This window comes from Paenibacillus sp. P36 (assembly GCF_045866505.1).
GTDB classification, from domain to species: Bacteria; Bacillota; Bacilli; order Paenibacillales; family NBRC-103111; genus Paenibacillus_E; species Paenibacillus_E chondroitinus.
Genome location: NZ_AP038372.1, coordinates 593,004 through 614,559, shown reverse-complemented (window position 1 = coordinate 614,559; position 21,556 = coordinate 593,004). Strand labels below are relative to the sequence as shown.

19 protein-coding genes are annotated in these 21,556 nt (G+C 50.9%); 1 reads left to right on the top strand and 18 read right to left on the bottom strand.

Features of this window, described 5'->3' with window-relative positions:
- Nucleotides 1-31: 31 nt before the first annotated feature.
- From ACKTT9_RS02840 to ACKTT9_RS02825, 4 genes are all read right to left on the bottom strand, one after another.
- A complete protein-coding gene (locus ACKTT9_RS02840) occupies nucleotides 32-304 on the bottom strand; it encodes a Fur family transcriptional regulator (protein WP_407870413.1) in 273 nt (90 codons plus the stop codon).
- 296 nt (nucleotides 305-600) lie between these two features.
- Nucleotides 601-1,584 (bottom strand): pectinesterase family protein, encoded by a 984-nt coding sequence (locus ACKTT9_RS02835; RefSeq protein WP_407870412.1) that lies wholly within the window; start codon nucleotides 1,582-1,584, stop codon nucleotides 601-603.
- Nucleotides 1,585-1,613: 29 nt separating this feature from the next.
- Entirely contained in the window at nucleotides 1,614-2,537 is a 924-nt protein-coding gene (locus ACKTT9_RS02830; RefSeq protein ID WP_407870411.1) for a polyprenyl synthetase family protein, read from the bottom strand.
- Nucleotides 2,538-2,586: 49 nt separating this feature from the next.
- Entirely contained in the window at nucleotides 2,587-4,917 is a 2,331-nt protein-coding gene (locus tag ACKTT9_RS02825; protein WP_407870410.1) for a sensor histidine kinase, read from the bottom strand.
- Between the two features lie 73 nt (nucleotides 4,918-4,990).
- Here ACKTT9_RS02825 and ACKTT9_RS02820 point away from each other — a divergent pair, with 73 nt between their 5' ends.
- On the top strand, nucleotides 4,991-5,176 hold the full coding sequence (locus tag ACKTT9_RS02820; protein WP_157317305.1) for a hypothetical protein: 186 nt from the start codon (nucleotides 4,991-4,993) through the stop codon (nucleotides 5,174-5,176).
- A gap of 480 nt (nucleotides 5,177-5,656) precedes the next feature.
- On the opposite strand, the gene ACKTT9_RS02815 is transcribed toward ACKTT9_RS02820, so the two are convergent.
- From ACKTT9_RS02815 to ACKTT9_RS02750, 14 genes are all read right to left on the bottom strand, one after another.
- Nucleotides 5,657-6,634: a Rieske 2Fe-2S domain-containing protein gene (locus tag ACKTT9_RS02815; protein ID WP_407870409.1), complete on the bottom strand. Its 978-nt coding sequence runs from the start codon at nucleotides 6,632-6,634 to the stop codon at nucleotides 5,657-5,659.
- A gap of 21 nt (nucleotides 6,635-6,655) precedes the next feature.
- Nucleotides 6,656-7,810, bottom strand: coding sequence for a BMP family ABC transporter substrate-binding protein (locus ACKTT9_RS02810; RefSeq protein WP_407870408.1), 1,155 nt, complete (start codon nucleotides 7,808-7,810; stop codon nucleotides 6,656-6,658).
- A gap of 8 nt (nucleotides 7,811-7,818) precedes the next feature.
- Nucleotides 7,819-8,304: a (2Fe-2S)-binding protein gene (locus ACKTT9_RS02805; RefSeq protein ID WP_127455571.1), complete on the bottom strand. Its 486-nt coding sequence runs from the start codon at nucleotides 8,302-8,304 to the stop codon at nucleotides 7,819-7,821.
- Nucleotides 8,297-10,609 (bottom strand): xanthine dehydrogenase subunit D, encoded by a 2,313-nt coding sequence (pucD, locus tag ACKTT9_RS02800; RefSeq protein ID WP_407870407.1) that lies wholly within the window; start codon nucleotides 10,607-10,609, stop codon nucleotides 8,297-8,299. The genes ACKTT9_RS02805 and pucD overlap by 8 nt, the downstream gene beginning before the upstream one ends.
- Complete coding sequence (locus ACKTT9_RS02795) at nucleotides 10,593-11,576, bottom strand: FAD binding domain-containing protein (protein WP_407870406.1); 984 nt, start codon at nucleotides 11,574-11,576, stop codon at nucleotides 10,593-10,595. The genes pucD and ACKTT9_RS02795 overlap by 17 nt, the downstream gene beginning before the upstream one ends.
- Before the next feature lie 181 nt (nucleotides 11,577-11,757).
- The gene (locus ACKTT9_RS02790; protein WP_407870405.1) at nucleotides 11,758-12,420 is read right to left on the bottom strand and encodes a nucleotidyltransferase family protein; all 663 of its coding nucleotides are present in this window, start codon (nucleotides 12,418-12,420) and stop codon (nucleotides 11,758-11,760) included.
- Nucleotides 12,414-13,418 (bottom strand): XdhC family protein, encoded by a 1,005-nt coding sequence (locus ACKTT9_RS02785; RefSeq protein ID WP_407870404.1) that lies wholly within the window; start codon nucleotides 13,416-13,418, stop codon nucleotides 12,414-12,416. The genes ACKTT9_RS02790 and ACKTT9_RS02785 overlap by 7 nt, the downstream gene beginning before the upstream one ends.
- 47 nt (nucleotides 13,419-13,465) lie before the next feature.
- On the bottom strand, nucleotides 13,466-15,061 hold the full coding sequence (gene ggt / locus ACKTT9_RS02780; RefSeq protein WP_407870403.1) for a gamma-glutamyltransferase: 1,596 nt from the start codon (nucleotides 15,059-15,061) through the stop codon (nucleotides 13,466-13,468).
- Complete coding sequence (locus tag ACKTT9_RS02775; RefSeq protein WP_407870402.1) at nucleotides 15,055-16,299, bottom strand: pyridoxal-phosphate-dependent aminotransferase family protein; 1,245 nt, start codon at nucleotides 16,297-16,299, stop codon at nucleotides 15,055-15,057. The genes ggt and ACKTT9_RS02775 overlap by 7 nt, the downstream gene beginning before the upstream one ends.
- Nucleotides 16,286-17,587: a M20 family metallo-hydrolase gene (locus ACKTT9_RS02770; protein WP_407870401.1), complete on the bottom strand. Its 1,302-nt coding sequence runs from the start codon at nucleotides 17,585-17,587 to the stop codon at nucleotides 16,286-16,288. The genes ACKTT9_RS02775 and ACKTT9_RS02770 overlap by 14 nt, the downstream gene beginning before the upstream one ends.
- Complete coding sequence (locus tag ACKTT9_RS02765) at nucleotides 17,580-18,977, bottom strand: allantoinase (RefSeq protein ID WP_407870400.1); 1,398 nt, start codon at nucleotides 18,975-18,977, stop codon at nucleotides 17,580-17,582. Before ACKTT9_RS02765 ends, ACKTT9_RS02770 begins: the two co-directional genes overlap by 8 nt.
- Nucleotides 18,978-19,025: 48 nt before the next feature.
- Nucleotides 19,026-19,382, bottom strand: a complete 357-nt coding sequence (uraH, locus tag ACKTT9_RS02760; RefSeq protein WP_407870399.1) for a hydroxyisourate hydrolase — start codon at nucleotides 19,380-19,382, stop codon at nucleotides 19,026-19,028.
- On the bottom strand, nucleotides 19,379-20,842 hold the full coding sequence (gene pucL, locus ACKTT9_RS02755; RefSeq protein WP_407870398.1) for a factor-independent urate hydroxylase: 1,464 nt from the start codon (nucleotides 20,840-20,842) through the stop codon (nucleotides 19,379-19,381). Before pucL ends, uraH begins: the two co-directional genes overlap by 4 nt.
- Nucleotides 20,843-21,056: 214 nt before the next feature.
- Nucleotides 21,057-21,542, bottom strand: a complete 486-nt coding sequence (locus tag ACKTT9_RS02750) for a nucleoside deaminase (RefSeq protein ID WP_407870397.1) — start codon at nucleotides 21,540-21,542, stop codon at nucleotides 21,057-21,059.
- Between the last annotated feature and the right edge of the window lie 14 nt (nucleotides 21,543-21,556).

Sequence of the window (21,556 nt, the reverse complement as noted above, 5' to 3'; positions counted from 1 at the left end):
GGGGCGCTTTCTTTGTTGTAGCCGTTAATGCTTATGAGCTCAACGCGGCTTCATACCGCATGGAGCTTCCGATCATGGTCAGCTCCTTCACCAAACCCAGCTGTTTGAACACATGCAGAGAGCTGTTCACCGTCATCGCATTAATCGTCGGATATTTGACGACTAATGCATCACAAATCTCTTTGACCGTTGTGTAACTGCCCTGGTCGTACATAAATTCCAACAGCGCGTAACGCTGTGGAGTTAAGGGAATGTTTTTGGCGCGCATGCGCTGCAGCGCTTGATTCAGATCGTGTTTTGCCATTGTGGAAACCTCCTCTGCGATTTATGATCTATTTTAAGGCGCTTAGGTGCGCTCTTATCGGATAACAACTACTTGTTTATAATTATTATAATATAGTATTTATTTTATTTTAAATGATAAGGATTGTCAATGATCTCATGGACTCACTTCGTATTTAGAGTCGATGCCAAAAAAACCGACACCCCCAACCGCACACGCGATTGAAACTATCGGCTTTCATATGTGTCAACCCCACGAGTGGCAAAAGGCCCAGCTCTGCTATGCCTTCAACAATCGCCCCTACTGAGAAGTACGTGTCATCCATCACGCTGGCCAGAAGCCCAGGCTCCTCGTGGACTCCACCCATCCCGCCCCGCAAGAATGCGGTCAACGTCAAGCGCTTCCGCCTCCTGCTCCGTCACCTGCTTAGACCATTCCACCCGCTCCCCGACATCCGCGCCAGGTCCGATATTCCCATACTCGGCGAAAACAAGCGCCTCCACACTTTCCCGCTCGTTCCATCGGTCCCAGCCTGCTTTCTTCACATGCGGGCCCAGCCAGCAGCGCACGAATGCCACTTTGGCGTAATTTCGCCAAGGCCTTCCAAGCCCGACGGACTCAGTAGGCGCTTCCCCCGTCAGCTTGCAGCCAATAAACACGTATCCGTATTGAACGTCTTCGGGCGTAGACGCGGCTGTCACCCAGCCTTTGCCGGAAGAGACAATCTCACAATCCTGAAATACTGCGGTTGCCGATCCGAAAATAAAATCAACATCGCCTCGAATATAGCAGCGCTCATAGTACTGCCGCACGTTGCGCGGCGGTATGCCGTCACGCGGCCCCCCGAAAGTCGAACGGTCTCGCGGTTTTGGCGGCAACGGTCCCGTAAACAACGTATCCTGATGCCCGATGAACCGGCAATCCCGGAACGATACCCTGTCTCCGTCCACATAGGCGGCCAAGGCTTGCCCGACCTCTTCCCCTTTTCCCGCCGTATTTTCGAAAGTGAGCCGCTCCATGGTGACATCATTCGCACCAATTAAGGCCGTATAGGAATAAAAGGTGTGGTATGGCTCGCCATTAGGAAATAATTTTTTCGCATAATCACCGTTCGTAATAATCGTCGTCTCAGCTGACTCCCCAATGAGTCTGATGCACGGTTTCGTGATATGCAGCTTTTCTTCATATACGCCGCTTCTCACATAAATGACCGTTTCTTCCGCTCTCTCCTCAGAAAGGCTATCGATTGCGTCCTGAATACGGATATAATCGGCGGTTCCGTCTGCGGCTACTATGATCATCGTTTATCGCCCTTCCTGATCGATTATGCTTACTCTTCCACAACAAAACTGCCATACGTCACTTCCCGGAACCTTTCCTTCCAAGGGGAAACTCCTTGCAGCTTCTCATAGATCTCCTCCGCTTTTTGAACACATACCGACTGCACAACCTGTCCATACTCCAGACATCCGGAGTCCTTGATCATTTGAATAAACGTTTCCTTCTCCTGCAAAAGAACATCCGACGAAATTGCCCCTTCATAGTACTCCTTCAATGGAGTAAACGCCTCGTCCTCGACAGAGAGCAAATACAGAATAGGAAGCGTGCGCTTTTTACCGTACAAATCATTTTTCACATCATAGCGGACGATATCGCGCATATCATTCTGAATCTGATGAATGAGACCGAAGCAATCGGCCAGCTCATGAAGCTGCTCAATCGTCTCCCGCGGGGAATCCACCGTCATGTATCCCATAAAACAAGCTAAACGAAAAAGAGAGCCCGACTTCTCCTGCGTCATCACCAGATAATCCTCCACGGAGACGGCTGCATTCACCACGTCTTTGTGCTGTCCGTTGATCGAGCGTCCAATGATCTTCGTAACCTCGACGAGCCATTCCGGTTTGATCTGCAGCTGTCCCAATTCACCGAAGAATCCCATGATCAACGCCAGAACCGCATTCAATGCCTCCGCTTGTGAGCATTTCATCCAAGGTTTGTCCTCTTGATCCTGATCCTGCAGATCATCCACAACGTCCAAGATTAAATTGGCCAACTCCGCGAGTGCCGCGTAACGATCAATATGAGGTGAATCCCCACCCAACATATAGTGCGTGCAAAGTGTGACCTTAGCCCAAGCCCCGTTCTCTTTTTCTTTATCCGCAATGAAAGACTTCAAAAGCTCGTTTAAGTCCTTCACCTCAATATACTCGTCCACCAAGCGAACCATATATTCTTTCACACTTTGCTTCATGCTCCATTCGCCTCGCTTTTATCTCTTTCGTGTTAACGGTCGGACTCCTTTAGGCAGAAATAACTTCCTCAATAGGAATCCACATTCTAAATGACGTGCCTTGCCCTTTTATCGTGTTCAAGACCATTTGACCGCCCATATGAATAATTCGGCTTCTAATTTGTTCAATCCCCATGCCAGAAGCTCCGATCTCCTTTTGTACGCCTTCATTTTGAACATTGAACCCTACACCATCATCCTCATAATGGATATAAAAATAATGATCCGCTTCCTCTACGGTAAAGATGACTCTTGCCGCTTGCGAATGCTTTTTTGCGTTATTCAGCAGCTCTTGCACAATTCGGAAGAGATGGCGTTTTGTCGGCAAATCCTTGCTTTCTATATAAGCTACTGAGCCTACGTCAATAGAAAGCTCGAACGGCGTTGTATAGGCTTCCTTCTCTACATACATTTGAAGCGTTTGAATCAGTCCTACTTCTCTCAATAAATGCGGGTTCAATTCAAAACAGCTCTGGCGCAAACTTGCATTAATCATATCCACAAAATTGTTCATGTTGTTAAGTTGTTCCTGATCGGACTTTTCCAAGGTACTTTTATCCGCAATGGAGGAAATTCTTCGTTTAAGGAAAAATAAATCCTGCATGGTCGTATCATGCAAATCGTTTGCAATGCGAATCCGTTCCTCTTCTTGCAGCTCAAACATTACCTTACGAAACCATTGAATGTCCTGCGCGACCGCTTCATGCGGAAGCTGTGCGGCAAACTTTTGCAAATTCCCCGTTAACTTGCGTATCAAGTGTACGTTTTCCAGACTAATTTCCAAATACGTCGTAATAAACTGGAGCCACTGCTTCTCCTCTTTTGAAATGAGCATATTGGTCTTCTTGCGTGTCATTACCAAATATCCCGTAAATGCCCCGTGCCCCGTTATCTCTATACTTGTAAAATCAGGATGGTTAGGCAAGGATGCCTCATGGATCAAACGTTCAATTTCCAAAGCATCAATTTCACCTTGCGTAATAATTTCTATTTTTTCATTTTCATGGCGAAATACGATGGCGCCCCCAAGAACCTGCAAGGTATTCACAATGTCGATCAGAATAATATCCTTCAGCTCTCGCAGTGTGGAGATGGCTCCCAAATTTTTCGATATCTTTTTTAAAGCTAACTGCAGGACATGCTTCTTCGGGAAAAGAAAAGGCTCAAGACGCGTCGTCCCGTACTCAGCTGCATAGAGTAGAAGCGATCCCAGGAATATCGAACCAGCGAAAACAAACAGGATTTGCTTCTCGTTCACCTCGTGGCTAAACAGGAAAGCGTAGATACCCGTGAACAAACTGACTGGAATGACCGACACAAGACCAGCAAAGATAAACCGGCGAATCACCATGCCAATATCATAAAGCTGATTAGAAGCTATTAAGTAGATAAATGAAATCGGGAACAAGATGATCGTCCAACTCGTATAAATCGCATCAATGACCCAAATGCCAAGAAAAAGTTTAGGAAGAAAAGACAGACATATGATAGGAAATATAGAAATGAACAAAGAAAAACAGACACTTTTTACTATGCTGGATAAGTACGTTTTATCATTACGAACTTTAAAATACATGTAAGCAATCACACAAATATTAATTAAAAAGCCTATAATGAAAAAAACTAACGTTACAATGCCATCCAACCGATAAAACTGAGTCATTGATGGCATTAAGTAAAATCCTCGCAGCATCGCTATCACTACTAGAATGGCATAAATATATTTGATATACCCCGTAGCGAATTGTAATTCTCCTTTTTCCTTAAAAAAAGTCACTATAAAATGCAAGAAGACAACCGGTAGTATCATCATAAAAGAGGATATTACAATCTTTCCAAGCAGGTCACCTCTAATCGAGGCACCTAGACTCATGTAAATTAACCCCATCGCCACAAAAACAACGGAAAGCAACCTGGCAGATGGAGAACGGCGCAATTTCAACAAGAGGATACAGGCTAAAAATATACAGATAGATTCTTCTGCTAAGGGAATCACGTCATAGAGAGTCGTACTATTTTTCACTATTTTAAAATCATGATCAATTCCAACTCTGGATATAAGCAATGTGTTTGCTTGTTCAATAGCGCCCCATTTGACCACATACTTAGAATCCTCAGGGGGTTTTCCATCAACAAGCTTTACAACATCTCCTACTCTAATCCCTAATTTAGCGCTTGCACTCTGCGAATGAGCCTCAGTTACCTCCCATTGATCTGCCTTATTCAAGGCTACCATGATACCGATATATGGCGAATGAAACGTTATATAAGAACACCAGATTTGCAAGAATGCAAATATTGCGACAAAAAAACTAAATAAATACGTTTTTCTAGTATCCATACTACACGTCCTCCAAACATTTGATATAATCAAATAGTAGTTAAAAAATTGTTGAAGGGAGTCTTTCTACACAATGACTATCCAATTAGCCTCTAAGCTGCACGACGTTGTTCACATGCTTAAAAATCTTGAATTAAACCCAGTATCAAACCCTCTAGCAGTTGCTGGTGCCCTTTCTAGAGAGGAATCGTCAGCGATCATGAAAACCTTTACAACAAGAGAGAAAAAACAAACCGAACCAATCTGCAACTGGTTCTAATCCCGTTGTCTTATTTTACCAAAATCAAAAAGGATTGTATAACCAGCTTTTGGCTGTTATACGATCTTTTTTGATTTTTTCATACGAAAAGTTGGCCATTCCAGTCTACTACTCTTGCGACGTGAATCAGTATAACAAATAATATGTTAATTAGTACACATATGGAATATATTTGAGAGGGGTTGTGAGGCGATAGGGGAGCGGCAAGGTAATAACAATAGAGGACTTTGAGTCCGCTATTTAAATATATATCGCATATTTTACTATTCAAACGGAACTACAGGGACTTATTTCTTCGGATTCCCACACACTTCCGCCAAAATCGGCAAAATAGCGGACCGTAGTTCCCTCTCGATGTCCAAATGGCTGCAAATTGCAGAAATAACGGACCGTAGTTCCCACTATACGATTCTTTCTCATAAAAAAAGACTACCAAAAAGGCATTCCCTGCCCCTTCGATAGCCCTATTATTTAACCACATTAAGCAGTCCCAAACGTGACGCCTAATTCCCTTAACCGCTTGCGATACGCAATACTTAATCGGTCCGTGTTCAAATGCAGCTCCGCCTGCAAATCCAGCGGCAGCAGCTCCGGCTTCTGATTTTCAACCATTTCGCGGTCCTGCTCGATCAGCAGGTCCTGGAACTGGATGAAAATATCATCCGGCTCCTCATACGCATAGTTACGCTGCTTGAGCATAAAGGCTTGGCTGCGCTGCTCGGATTCCGGCAGCACCATGAGGAACAAACGGAAGATATGATCCGTATCCCGATCTCTTTTCGTAAAAGCAACGCTAAGTGGGCCATACACTTCGTACACGTAACGGCTATGTACCCCACGCCCTGTCCCATCGGGGTCGGGCTGGTAGACGACGATTTCCTCCGAGGTGAGGACACCGTCCTCCTCATGCACCTGATAATCGCCAATTTCAGCATAATCACTATCGCCCAGCAGACCCTCATGAACAAACATGAGGTGGGAGACATCGAGGAAATTCTCAATAATACGAGGACCTGCGGCTTGCAGAGTATACGGTCCCATCCATACTTCTTTGAAGCCTTCTGGGATATAAGCGCTCACCTTCGGCATCGGCCCTTCCGGTTGCCCCAGGCAGACCCAAACAAATCCGTGCGCTTCTACACAAGCGTAGACAAAAGCCTTCGCTTTCGAAGGAATCGCCCGATTGGCAGGCAGTGAGGGAATTCGCGTGCACGTCCCGCAGCCGTTATAAGACCAGCCATGGTAAGCGCACACGAGTTCATCTGACTTGACTTTGCCCAGAGAGAGCGGAACGCCCCGATGAATGCACAAGTCTTTGAAGGCGTGAACGCCGTCAGAAGTGCGGAAAACAGCCACTTTTTCCCCCAGTACAACGACAGGAACCGGTCGATCCGTCAGCGCCGACGACAACAATACCGGATGCCATTCATCAAGAAGCGTCTTATCTTGTATCGTCATCGTCCCACAACCTTTCCCACGTTATTTTGGAATGACACCTTTAATGCCCTTAACAAACCAGGTTGTACCCAGGATTTCCTCATCTGTCATCTTTTTGCCTTGTTCAAATCGAACTTTGCCGTCCTGATCGACAATCGGGCCTTGGAACACATCGAAGGTTCCCGCTAAAATCTCCTGCTTTTTCTTCTCGATAAGCTCCTTCACGTCAGCCGGCACATTTTTGCCAAGCGGTGCCATTTCCGTGATGCCTTCCTTCATGCTGCCAAAGTAGGCTTCGGACTTCCAAGTGCCGTCCATGACGCTTTTTACCGTTTTCACATAATAAGGGCCCCAATTCCATTTCGGGTTGGAAATGTACGTTTCCGGAGCGAATCGCCCCATGTCGGAATCGTTGCCGATGCCCCATACCTTGCGCTCAGCAGCCGCTTGAATTCCAGCAGGCGAATCTTGATACGCAGCCAGCACGTCAACGCCTTTATCCAGCAGGGAAATGGCCGCTTGCTTCTCCGTGGCCGGATCGAACCAGGTGTTACTCCAAACAACGGAAACGTCCACGTTCGGATTCACGCTTTGTGCGCCCAAGGTGAAAGCATTAATGGTATAAATGACTTCCGGAATCGGGAACGCGCCCACATAGCCCATATGATTGTTTTTCGTCATTTTGCCTGCAGCCATGCCGACGAGGTAGGCGCTTTGATATTCGCGTCCCATGTACGTCCCCATGTTAGGCAGTGTTTTGTAGCCTGTGGCATGAAGGAATTTCACATTCGGGTGTTTTTGCGCCACGTTATACATCGGGTCCATATAACCGAAAGAGGTCCCGAAAATAATATCGTTTTTCTGTGCCAACTCTTCAAAAACCCGCTCCGCATCAGGACCCTCAGGAATATTTTCAACCGTAGTCGCTTTGATACCGAGCTCTTTCTCCATCATCAAACGGCCTTGATCATGCTCATAGGTCCAGCCTCCGTCACCGGGCACTCCGATATAAACAAAGGCGACTCTAGGCAACTTTTTCTCTGTAGAGGTTGAAGGTGTTGTGCCCGCAGTTGAAGCCGCCGCAGGGGAGCTCGCTGGTGCTGTCGTGGTGCTCGTCGTGGATGTGGGTGAACTGGAGCAAGCGGATAAGATCACTAGGAAGATAGCTGTTAAGGACAACATCAGTTTTCTTGGCATTATGGCTTCTACCCCTCTCTTTTTATCGACAAACCACATCGTTCTACCGCTCTGAAAATGCCTTCATAACCAGTGCAGCGGCATAAATTGCCGCACAGTGCTTGCTCGGCCTCAGCCCTTGTCGGGGCGGGGTTTTTGGCCCACAAGGCCGTTAACGTCACAACCATCCCGGCGGTACAATATCCGCACTGCAGCCCTCCTTCCTCTAACATCGCTTGTTGAACAGGATGCAGCGTTTCCCCTCCGGATATCCCCTCAATGGTCGTTACCTGCTTACCTGCGGCTTGATAAGCCATTAGCAGACACGCATTTACAGGCTTTCCATCAAGCAGCACCATGCAGGCGCCGCATCGTCCAATTTCACAAGAAACTTTGGTACCGGTTAGGCGCAAGTCGTCTCTTAAAATATCTGACATCCGCTTGGAAGCAGGAACGGGAATCGCGATCTCTTTCCCGTTGATGGAGCATTCCAGCACATACGTTGTATTAATCAATGGCCTCCACCCCTTCTAACCAGTCGATGGACTGCACGATGTCTTCCGGTGAAATCGGAAGCCGATTCACCCAAATGCCGGTTGCGTGGCGAACAGCTGCTGTAATTGCCGGCGCCAATCCGACGCTGCCGATTTCGCCTACCCCGCGCGGACCGAATGTATCGCCCTCGGGTAATTCTTCAATCGCTTCTACACGAATGATTTGCGGACTATCTCGAAAAGTCGGAATCAGATACGTGTCCAAATTATGCCTCACATAGGAGCTCTCCTGCATAGCGGCGTCCTCCGTTAATGTGAAGCCTAAAGCCATTACGCTGCCTCCCTCGATTTGACCGAGGAAGCCCATCGGATTAATGACAGGACCGGCTGCAATCACGTGGTCCGTCGCAACCACCCTCACCCGTCCTGTCAGCATATTCACTTCTACCTCCACAATGGCGGCTGCGTAGGAGTATAAATAATGCGCTCCGACCTGCCCCGCAGGTGTCGTCGGGTAGTCAAAAGCCGTCTGCGCCAAGATCGGCTTAGCTGCTGATAAGGCAGCAGCCGCCAACTGCGCATACGTCACAACCGGCTCACTCTCCCCATCGCCCTTGCGATGGATTCCGCCTATGCCGGTTGTCAGCTCTTCCGGCGCGAAGCCGCCAAGCGCAGCCGCCTGCTCCAGCAGCGCCTGCACGAACGGCGGCTTCAGCCGCTGCAGGGCGCGCCACATCATCGTGGTGGCCCGTGACGCCGTGCTCGAGCCGCTGCTCGGCACGCGGTCGGTATCGCCGATGACGATGCGGATGTCACCGTCGGCGCAGCCGAAGCAATCCTGCAGCATCAGCGTGAGCGCTGCGTAAAGCCCTTGCCCGAACTCCTCGAAGCCGAAGGAGGCCTGGATCTTGCCCTCCGGCGTGAGCTCGATGCGCCCGCCGGAGTGATCCGGGATGCCGAGGCCGAGCCCGGCGCCGTGCATCACCATCGAGGCGCCGACGCCACGGCGCAGCCATGGCTCAAGCTCGCTCGCCTGCGGCTGGCCCTTCTGGCTCTGCTGGCCCCGCTTCGCCCAGAGCGGCGACTCCTGCGCCTTGTGCCATACCTGGATGGCGCCTTCGGTCGGCACAATCTCCTGGCCCATCGGGCCGGGGTCGCTCGGAGCGCGCAAGTTCAGCCTGCGCAGCTCCCAAGCGTCCATTCCGAGCTTCTCAGCGAGCCGCTCGATCTGACTCTCCACGGCAAAAATCACCTGATTGCCGCCGAAGCCCCGAAACTCCCCGGATACGCCGTTATTCGTATAAACACTAGTCCCTTTTACATCAATATGAGGAATCGTATACGGCCCAATCGCATGTTCAGTGGCAAAGTTCAGCACTTCACAGCCCAACGTTGCGTAAGCGCCTGTATCCGCAAGTATGCTGACTTGATGCGCGATAAGATGTCCATTTGCATCCGTACCCGTCTTCATCGTGATGCGCATCGGATGCCTTTTGATCCCGGCAATGACCGACTCCCTGCGGGAATTGTGCATCTTGATGGGAGCGCCTGTCATTAGCGCAAGCAGGGCTCCGAATGGCTGCACATTCAGCTCATCCTTTCCGCCGAACGATCCGCCGATGGGACTGGATACTACGCGAATCTGCTCTTCTTCCATGGCGAGAATCCGGGCTAGCTGCATTCGATCTTTATAACCATGCTGCGTTGGCGAGTATACCGTCAGTCGGCCATCTTTTTCCGGAATAAAAAGGCCGCCCTCCGTTTCCATGTAGGTGTGCATTTGCCTCGGAGTGTAGTAAGTCTCCTCTACGATATGCGCACACTGCGCGAAAGCAGATTCCGCCTCACCTTGCTTCAGGCTGGTTCGATGCAGCAAATTGCCATCCGGATGAAGGCGCACAGTTCCTTCGTCCAACGCCGTTTCCGGATTGTCTACAACCGACAGAGGCTCATAGACAACTTCAATTAAACTAAGCGCATACTTCGCGATCTCCTCGGTATCCGCTGCTACGGCCGCCACGGCATCACCGATATAACGGACACGGTCTTGGCAGAGGACAGGCTGATGAGGAAAGGCAATGCCGAACAAATTCATGCCCGGCACATTCTCCGCTGTAATAACGGCGCGAACACCCGCTGCCGCTTTGGCTTTGCTGGTATCTATGGATAATATCCACGCATGCGGGTACTTGCTTCTCAGCACTTTCCCATACAGCATCCCCGGTGCCGTTAAATCCGTCAGGTATTGGAGCTTCCCCGTGACCTTCTCTTCACCATCGGGACGAATGATCCACTTTTTAGCATACGTATCACGACCTAGGAGCATAGGCTCCGCCCCCTTTTCGCCAAGCTTTGTAGCACTCGGAAACGATCAGATTTGCCGCCGTTATCTTGCGGTAAGCAACACCTGCGTAATCATCCGCTACAGCCTCGAACCCTTCAGACACTCCCTTATGCAACGTTTGCAGGACCTCTTTGGATAAAAGCTTACCGGTGACCGCGTCCTCAAGCTCGGTGAACCTCGCCGGAACTGCGCTTCCTCCGCCTGCGCTTAAAGCAATAGCGGCAATAGTTCCGTCCGCCTCCATCCTTAAACTGCCTGCAACCGTTACGACAGATGGGGTAAAAGCCTCTCTTCGGCCTACTTTCAAATAAAACTCATGGATCCGGGAAGCGTCTTGTTCGAGTTGTTCTACCTTGTTCGGCTCCACGTTAGTCTGCTGCTCTGCCTCAGTCTGTTTCGCAGCAACCTGCCCAGAAGCTCGCACCACAATCTTGGTCATCATTTCATCTGAGGTAAAAAGCTTGCTTTCCAGCCACTCCTTTAGCGGCAGCATGCGCTCTTTCTGCCCATCCGACCACCCCACTTGGGCATCCATGACAAGGAGAACCGGAATGAGATCTCCCGTGCGGGTTACCACATTGCCTCCGATCGAAGCTAAATTACGGACAGAAGGTGCTGCAATTTCGGAACAAGCTTGCACCAAGAGACCGCAGCGCTGCCTCATCAACTCATTGTCCATCAAATCAGATAAACAACAGGCTGGACCTATATGAACATGACCTTGTGTGTCAATGGTTAAACCCGAAAGAGCGGGAATGCGCCCCAAACTGATCAAGTGCTGCGGGGTCGACGAAAGACCATTTTCCCAGCGTGTGCGAAGCCATGTGCCGCCCGAGATTAACACCGAGTTGTCTCCCCATTGATGTTTTAATTGCATGGCTTCCTCTACGCTTGTCGGCTGCCATACCGAAGGCTGCTGCTCCGGCAGCTGGTACAAAGGAACTGACATGAACAAAACCTCCTCAGCGTATTCTGAACCGCCGTTTTCCACAAATTATCCGTAGTTAAATTAGATCAACTATAAACAATTTGCAAAAACAGAGTCAACTAACTTAACATCATTTTGTGTTTTTGTATAAAAAAATAGCGCATCATTAGTAATAATGCACTTTTCGCTTCAAATATGTTATTTAAATTGACATGAAGTGGTTAGCAAATAGCTTTTTCGATAGCTTTTTCGCCTCTTCATATCGGTCTGCTGTGTCTATGTCCATGAATAGTAACTCGGTACCCTCAAGGATACGCCCCCGGTACAATGGCGAGCGGAACAGGGAACGCGCTCCGACATCCCCTTTGAGTGAAGCTGTGGCCTGCCACATGCTCGGTCCCATAATCAGCGGAGGCTTCGGCTGACCTTGTTCTCCGCTGGCAATATAGTCCTCTCCCGTATGCTCATTGAATGCATTCGTAAGGCTATACAACATCGCCCTATCAACGAATGGCTGATCCGCCAGCAGAATCATGATTCCTTCTGCTCCCAGCTCCTTGGCTGCCTGAATGCCCGTGCGCAGCGAATGCGCCATGCCGCTTGCTGCATCTGGGCAGACCGCAATATGGCAGCCCCCCAGCGGTATTTGTGCTAAAGCAGCTGCCGGCAGCCAATCCAAGGAGTCACCTTCTCGCACGACAACAACCACACTGCTTAGCTCCGAGCCCAGCGCTTGCTGGAGAGCAACTCCACCTAGAGGAACGCCTCTCACCAATTCTAAGGACATCTTCGATGTCCCCATTCGCCTGGAGCTGCCGGCTGCCAGATAGACGCCGACGACCTTTCGCTTCCTTACGCTCACCATGGGCGGCACCCTTGGATATCTCCCGATCTGACGGAGGAGCTCCATTCTTCATCTGCGCGTACACCACGCTTTATACTAATTAACTCCGCTATGATGCTAATAGCATTTTCAATAGGGCCCTCCGAGCCGATGTTCAATCCAACGGGATAATGCACCCATTTCGGTCGCTCCGCACCATCCAGCAGCCTCTCGGATCTTGAACGTGACCCCATAATGCCGAGGTAGCGCAGTGACGATTTCAGAACTGCCTGCACGAATTCAGCATCTTTATCGAACTGGTGACTCATAACAACCACATAGTCGTCAGCGGCCAATCTTAGCTTTTTAACCAGCTCTCCTGGAAAAGCAACAGCCGTCTCCGCACCCGGAAAGCGTTCTTGCGTGCAGTAGGCGTCGCGCCAATCCGCGACCACTACGCGAAATCCGCTGCTAATGGCCAGCCCTGCAAGCGGAATAGCATCTTGATTAGCACCAAACACGATGACTCTGGGCTTAGGCTTGAACGTGTAAACATACGCATTGGACAACGATTGGCAATCAGAGGAAGAAGATGACGCCTCCTTATCTACACCACTCAAGTAATACTGTATATCGGAATACCCCTCAGCAAACGAGCGCGTTAACCGCATCACTTCCCCGCGGTCCACAGCCGCTTTGGCCGTCAGGAGGTGAACCAGCAGTTCACCCGTGACCGGCTCCAGCAGAATGCGAATTAATCCGCCGCACCCGATCGTTTCACCCCAGCCGAAATCATCGGCAGGCCGCATGTCGTACTCCACCATTTGCGGCTTCTGTGATACCTCGACGAGGGAGACATATCCGGATAGATCGGCTTCCAAACAGCCCGGGGAGATGCTCCCGTACAAGCCACCATCCGAGAGCAGCAGCATCATGGCTCCTTGCTTCCGGTAAGCATGCCCTTCTACATGAATGACCGTCGCCAACACAGCTGACTGCGCACAATCCTCTACCGCTTGTAAAATGTCGTAGGCTTCCATCCCTCAGATCACCTCGCTTCATATGGCATCATCGTCTTACCATCGTTTTACCAGCCGATTGCAAGACCGTCACCTCTCGGATCCGCAGCTCCGCTCATAAAACCCCGCTCATCAATAACGATCCCTTGCGCTTGCCCCATGATGCCATCCCATGCTTTCATTGGTTCTACCCGATGTCCCCATTTTTTGAGACGGGCATAGACGTCATCATCCAAACGATGCTCAAGTTTCAACGCATCTCCGTCCTCCCCCCATGTACGCCCGTAGACCCAACGGGGAAGTGATATTGCTTCTTGAATGGACAATCCATAGTCCAGTACACCAGTAAGGATGGAAAGCTGCGTTTGCGGCTGACCTTCCCCGCCTTGGGTGCCATATAACATGTACGGCTTACCTTCCTTGCTGACAATAGCCGGCATTAACGTATGGAACGACCTTTTTTTCGGCTCCAACACGTTCGCGCAAGCAGGGTCCAGCGAGAAAAAAGAGCCCCGATTTTGCATAATCATCCCCGTATCCCCCGGCACATAGGCAGCGCCGAAGTCGAAATAGAGGCTTTGTATAAAGGAAACGGAATTGCCCGCTTCGTCAACGACAGCCGCATAAGCCGTATCTTGGCCAATTGCCGGAGATAAATGCTCACTTGCCTTAAACGGCTCATCTTGTATGGCCTGCCAGAGCTCCTTGGCATAAGTCTTGGACAGCAGACGCTCCAGCGGAATCTCCCGAAAGTGGGGATCAGTTAAATACAGATCACGGTCTTTAAACGCCTTTTTAATAATTTCCGACATGATATGATAAAAGTTGGCTGAAGCTCTGGGCACTGCGCTTACTTCTATATTTTCCAGCATATTCATCATCATTAGCGCTGTGAATCCTTGCGAGTTCGGCGGCATTTGATAAATTTCATAGCCACGGTACGTGGTAGAGAGTGGCTTCACCCATTCCCCGGCATAACTCGTGAAATCTTCTTCCTGCAGCAATCCGCCATCCCGCTGCATATGTTCCACAACTGCCTTCATGACAGCGCCATTGTAAAAAGCATCCCGGCCATCCCGACCAATCTGGCGCAGCGTCTCGGCCATCTCTTTCTGAACCAGTCGGTCCCCTTCCTTCAAAAGCTCGCCGCCAGCCGTATAGATCGCACTAAGCTGTTCAGAAGCCAGAATGAAAGCTTCATCCTTCTTCATCCAGTAGCGTAAATTTCGTGAAATCGGGAACCCCTTTTCCGCATAGGAAATTGCGGGTTCCAACAGCTTCTCCCATGGCAGCTTGCCGTATTTCTCCCACACCTGCCACCACGCATCGACCATGCCCGGCACCGTGATTGCGCTTAGAATCCCTCTCTGCGGAATCGCTTGCAAGCCTTTGGCCTCGTAAAAATCAGGGCTCGCCAGCGCAGCAGACTTCCCGCTTCCGTTGAAGCCTATATGAGTGCCTGTCGCTGCATCGTACATCAGGAAGAAAGCATCACCGCCAATGCCCGTCATATGCGGATACACAACGCCGAGCGTCGCGCTAATGGCTATCGCACTGTCAAAAGCATTGCCTCCCTGCTGCAAAATCGCGCTGCCCACGCTGCTAGCCAAATAATGTGGCGTAGCAACCATGGCATTCTCCGCTCGCGGCATGATGTTTAACATGGCTGTTCCTCCTCCTTACGCGCATATTGAGTGAGGGCTGCTTGCAGCGCTGCACCAACATTCACATCAGCTCTGTGCCAGAGAAGAACAGCTTCCAGAGCGCCAAGAACGTGAAGTACGTTCTTTTGATTACAGCTAAAGCCCATCGTGCCGATTCGCCAAATTTGACCCTTCAGCGGCCCGAAAGAGCTGGCAATTTCGATTCCGAACGTATTCAGCAGCATCGAGCGTACAGACTCCCCGTCAATCCCATCCGGAATGCGGATGCAAGTGACGACCGGCAGCTTGCATGTCGGGTTCCCATATAGCGTAAGCCCCATGGCCTGCAAGCCTGCGACCAGCGCTGCTTCATGACGCTTATGACGAAGGAAGCGTTCCTCCAGTCCCTCCTGCAGGACTAATCGCAGCCCTTCGCGCAAAGCATAAAGCATGGATGTCGCTTCCGTGTGATGATTGAGCCGCTTCGGGCTCCAGTAGTCCTGCAGCATACCCAAGTCAAAATAGTTGCTCGCCACTGGCTTCAAACTGGAGACGGCCGCCCCTTGGTCACGCAGCCCCCGTTCAATCGTTTTACGTCGCAGCACCTTGGCCTCGACTCGATCATTATAGGTGATCGGCGACATGCCGGATGGGACGGACAAGCATTTCTGCGTCCCGCCGATGACAGCATCGAGCTGCCAAGCATCCGTTTGAACCGGGACACCACCAATTGTAGCTACCGCATCTACCACAAGCAGTGCATCCACTTCCCGGCAAGCTGCGCCAATGCCTTCAAGAGGTTGGATGCAGCCTGTTGACGTTTCGCCGTGAACCATCGCGACGATGCTCGGTTTTTCTCGGTGGATGGCGTTTATGATCTCCTGTGCCTCGAACACAGAGCCCCACTCCCGCTCCAACATGAGAACCTCTGCACCGCAGCGTTCAGCGATTTCTACAAGCAGATGGCCGAAACGTCCATAAATAGGAACAAGCACCTTGTCCCCTGGCTCAATAACACTTACAAGCACGGCTTCAATACCGGAACGCGAGGTGCCATCTACTGGAAAGGCCCATTGATTGCTCGTTTGAAACACATCGCGAAGCATTTCCATCGTTTCATTCATTAATTCTGTAAATTCCGGATCGAACTGTCCCAGAATCGGATACGACATCGCACGCAGCACCCGTGGGTCGACCTCTACCGGTCCGGGGGTCATAATGGTTCTCAGTGAGGGCGACAAGTCCTTATAGCTTTTCATCTGCTTTCCCCCCATAGCCATATTGGTACAACACGTGAACCAGTGTGTGGAATCCGGCGATCAGATCATCCGCTTCCGTAAATTCCTCCGGACTGTGACTTATGCCGCCAACACTCGGTACGAAAATCATCGCTGACGGACAGATCGGTCCGAACAGCTGAGCATCATGTCCTGCGCCGCTTGGCAGCCGCATATGCAGAAATCCGCCGGCTTCACAGGCAGCCTCAATTTCGTTCGCCATGCTTTCCTGCATCGCGACTGGTGGAGCATGTAAATTTTCAACCGTTTCTATAATAAGCCCTCTTCGCATCGCGATCTCTTCGAGCTTTGTTAGCAACCTTACACAAAATGTACGCATCTCCGGCTCGTCAGTATGCCGAATATCCAGTGTAAATTCCACTTCGCCCGGCACCACATTCGAGGTTCCCCGCTTCACTTCCAAACGTCCCACAGTAGCAACAAGCGGCTCTCCTGCCTCAAGGGCCATTTGCTCCGTTATTGCCACCATTTCTGCCGCTCCGGCGAGCGCATCCTTGCGCATCTTCATCGGTGTTGTTCCCGCATGATTGGAGCTCCCTGTTACCTGTACAGTTAGTCGGATTTGGCCAACGATGGCCGTTACAATGCCAATTTGTTTCTTTTTATAGGTTAAAATAGAACCTTGCTCAATATGAATTTCGATATAGCCGCCAATGAATTTGCGTTTTGCCGGATACTGCTGCCCAGCAGTTGTAGCATCTGTGACATCAAATCCTGCTTCCCGCATCGCTTCAAGCAAAGTTATGCCATCGCTATCTGCAATCTCAGCCGCAAGCCGCAAGGGTCTTACGCCGGTGACATGCCCTGAGCCCCAGTAGGCCAACGGGAATCGGCTGCCCTCTTCTTCACAGAACGAGACTGCTTCTAACGTTCGCCTCGGAGCACCGTAAACTGCTTTCAGATAACCCAAAGCCATCATCGAGGCGACGACACCGTAGGCGCCATCGTACTTTCCGCCGGTTTTGACCGTATCGATATGTGAACCAGTCAGTAACGGCTTCGCATCCGGCTGACTACCCGGCAATTTTCCAAATACATTGCCAACCGCATCAAAACCGGCTTCCAATCCCAGCTGCTGCATTTTGCTAACAATCGCTCGCTGTGCTCTTAGCCAAGGTTCCGTATACAGCAGTCGAGTCACGCCTCCTTCGGCATTAGCCCCATACGAGGAAAGCTCCTCCAACTCCTCAAGCATCCGCTCTCCGAATTGGGACAGCAAATCAAGTGAATTCGGTACTCTTTTAGCCACCGACCTCACCTCCAACGATCACTGCAGGACGTAACCATGCGCCATCCGCCGCCTCCGTAACTCCTTCTCCAAGCTCATACACCTTACTTCCACGGCAAAAGGTCGCCTGCACACGGCATCCAAACGCCCGCCCCACATAAGGACTATGCTTGTGGCGGTAAAGCAAATCATTCGCCTGCAGGGTATACCCCCTGCTCAGATCAACCAATGCGAAGTCGGCGTCCGCTCCGACGGCAATAACCCCTTTGCGAGGATATAGTCCAAAACGCTTGGCAGGCTCAAGCGAAAGCATCCTCGACAGCTCGGGCAGCGACACATTTCTGCGAAGGTGGCCCTCATCCAACATCAGCTCCATGGAGCTCTGCGCCCCGGAGATACCGCCCCACGCTTCGAAGAAATCCCCCTGCTTCATGGACGTTGGGCATGGGGAGTGATCCGAAGCGAGAATATCAAGCCGCCCGGCCATCAGCTCCGCCCACAGCCGGTCTTGATCTTCCGCTGTGCGCAGCGGAGGTGCGCACTTCGCAACAGGACCCAGCTGCGCCAGATCGGCGCTGGTCAGTGCCAAATAATGCGGGCACGTTTCCACCGTGACGTCCAGCCCTTTGGCCTTCGCCTCCGTGATGGCCTGCACACCTTCCGCGCTGGAAATATGCACGAAGTGCAGCCGGCAGCCCGTCTGCTCTGCGTAGCACAGCGCGCGGTTCACCGCTTCCAGCTCTGCAGCAATCGGCCTCGTCGCGACGTAGTCGAGCGCTCCTCGTCTGCCTTCCGCTTGAGCCTTGGCGGCTCGCTTGGATATGATCTCTTCGCTTTCAGCATGAAGAGCGAGCACCAACCCCAAGCGGGCGATCTCCTGCATGCCTCTATAGAGGGTTTTGTCGTCCACCTCAGCGAAAATATCTTCCCCTTCTCCGCCGGGACAAGACATGAAAGCCTTAAAGCCGATGACGCCCGCTTCCGCCAGTTCCTGTAGATTCCCGATATTGCCGGGAACCAAGCCTCCCCACAGGGCATAATCGATTACGGAGTGTCCTTGGGCTGCTGCCAGCTTTTGTTCCAGAGCGCTGAGCCTTACAGTTGGAGGTACGCCATTAAGCGGCATATCGATAAATGTCGTGCATCCTCCTGCTGCAAGAGCCGACGAGCCTGTCGCGAACCCCTCCCAATGACCAAGCCCCGGTTCGTTGAAATGAACATGTGCATCGATCATGCCGGGCAGAATATGCAGGTGCTCCGCCTCATAAACAGGCGTCTGCTCCGAGCACATGAGATTTTCGCTTAGCGCAGCAATTTTGCCGCCTAAAATACCGATGTCTACCTGCCGCACGGCATCCATGAGCACCACGGTACCTTTGCGAATCACGAGGTCAAACTGTTGATCATCCATGCGAAATCCTCCCTCGGACGTAGATATAGCCACACTTTTTTCCAAACACTAGCTTCCTCTATATGTGTTATATCCCCACGGTGCTATCAAAAGCGGGACATGATAATGGCTATCTGCTGCGGCAACGCCGAAACGGATGGGCACTTGATCCAGAAAAGGAGGATCGGATAGAAGGACTCCCGTCTCTCTGAAGTAATCTCCGACATGGAAAACTAGCTCATAGGTTCCGGGTACAAAAGCTTCCCCGCTCAGCATCGGTCCCTGCAATCGGCCATCGGCATTCGTGACTTCGGCCCGAAGAAGCTCGGCCCTTCCCTCTTGAAGACGGTACAACTCTATCCGAACCGCCTGTGCCGGTTTGCCTTGACTAATGTCCAGAACGTGCGTTGTTATTCCAGTGCTCATAGGCCCTCCAGATCTTGCTTTGTCATCGAAAAGCCTTGGAAACCATACGGCGGTCTTGGCTCTGTGAACACCTTTCCTTCACCTGCCGTGGCGTGTTCCAGAATCGTTTCCCAAGTACGGTTGTTGGATTCGAACCGAATCTCTTTTAACTGCGGGAACCTTAGTAATGCGCGCTGTCCGATGCGGTAGATGAGATTTTGAATCGATGGCGAGTGTTGTTCATGAAAAACCGTATGTGCGATGTCCCGAATTTGCTCCGCAGCCACATAACGTCCCAGATCCGAATCCAGCGCATCTTCCACTTCCTCATAGCTCCAAGCAATGTCCAGGAAAATAAAAAGCGGGCGGTCATAGGATTCCGGCAGTGTTGTATACTCATCTCTTACGAAGCCTGCGAATGAACTGCCCTTCACCTTGATCAACTTCAGATCGGCCATACCGCCTTCATGCTCCTGAATCGCGATGCCCTCTTCCGTCCTTGTAAGCTCTACTTTGGCTGTCGGATGCTCATTTTGTGAATACCGGTAGACCAGATTCCCATTCTCAAAACCTTTAGCTCCCGGTACCGGCAGCGGATCAAAAGCAACTTGGTCGGCTGTCATTTTCACCCCGGTCATCTGCGGGTATGTTTCTAACAGCTTGCGGCTTGCGAAGGCGAGAAATCCTTCAGCCGTTGCGCCTTCGTATTCTCCAGCTTTGCGCAAGATGAAATTTTTCATGGAATCCGTGGCTACGACCAGCGTGTTATCCCCCTCTGTAAAAGAAGTGAAAAACTTCTCCCCACTAACCGCCACCTTAATATTCATCCCAAAAAGCACATTGTCTCGTCCCACAAAACCCGATTCAGGGATTAACGTCAGATTGGTTAGCGGTTTTGCGTAAGACCTGTACACCCATACGTCGCCTTTGCCGTAGTACATGATTCTCTCAGATCCGTTCTTCATCGCTTTCCCCTCCGCTTCGTCTACTAGCACGGCCTCTAGGCGAAACCGCCCGATTTTGCAAACCTCCTGTAAAGCCTTACCCATCTCCTCCTGCACCTCTCGATGAATGCGATGGCTCAGCGCTTCGCGAATCGTCTCCTTGGTCTGACCCTTGACGGCCATGATGAACGGAAACTGAAAAGCCTCCGTATACTGCTTGTTAAGCTGAAGAAACTGCTCGTATTCTTCCGGTGATAACTGGTTCAGGCCAGCTCCCGCCTGCTCATTTACGGAGTGGTCCGTCATGCGAACTCGCGTTCCCAAGTCGGGATGAGCTCGCAGCAGAGCCAACTGCTCTTCCCGATCCGCGCGCCATACTTCCCTTTCCAGACTGCTGATCAGATCCTGCCTTGTTGCAAAAGGCCGTGAACTCCACGCCCGCTCAGCCACCCAAGGGGAGTGTTCAAACAAAGGGCCGAAGGTCTCGACGAACCCTTTCTGTGTCAGTTCATTCACTTCTTGAAGCGTTAGCGCCACTCCCCATCACCTCTCCAACGATGTAAATGTTAACCATTCTTGATCAAGATTTGTTTCATTGTAAATGCGCCATCCCCATGGGTCAATTTATATGAAAGAAGTTTGTAAAGTTTCATAACATCAGTAACTTTTTTTGTGAAATTACAAAAAAAGCCGCTTGGGACAAGGAATTCTCCCTAGCGGTTTTCATTTTTGGGCTTCTGCAACGCGCTTTTCACCCCCAATAACCAGCATGCGCCGCAACGGCCTCCGCCTCAATCTCCGGAACCGGGCCGATCACCTGTATAGGCTTGCTGCCTCGAGCAAAAACAACCCGACACGGCAAATCCAACGTCGGGTTCTGCTCATCCTCCCCGGTCAATTCAGCCAGACGCGTCTCCGAAATGCCATACACAACGCGTCCCACGTTGCCCCAATAAATAGAACCCGCACACATGGCGCACGGTTCAGCAGACGTGTACAGCGTGCATGCCCATAACTCGGCTTTGCTGTATTTTTTCGAGGCCGCTTCCATCAGTGTGGTTTCAGCATGCCCCGTACAGTTGGACTCAGTTATCTCTATATTGCCTTGCTCCAAAAGAACCTCACCCATCGGCCCTACCAACAGTGCACCGAATGGCGTATTGCCAGACTGTCTGGCTAAGACGGAAAGTTCAACACATCTTTTTAAATAGAATAAGTGATTCTCTGGTCCATTCATCGGCTACCCTCCAT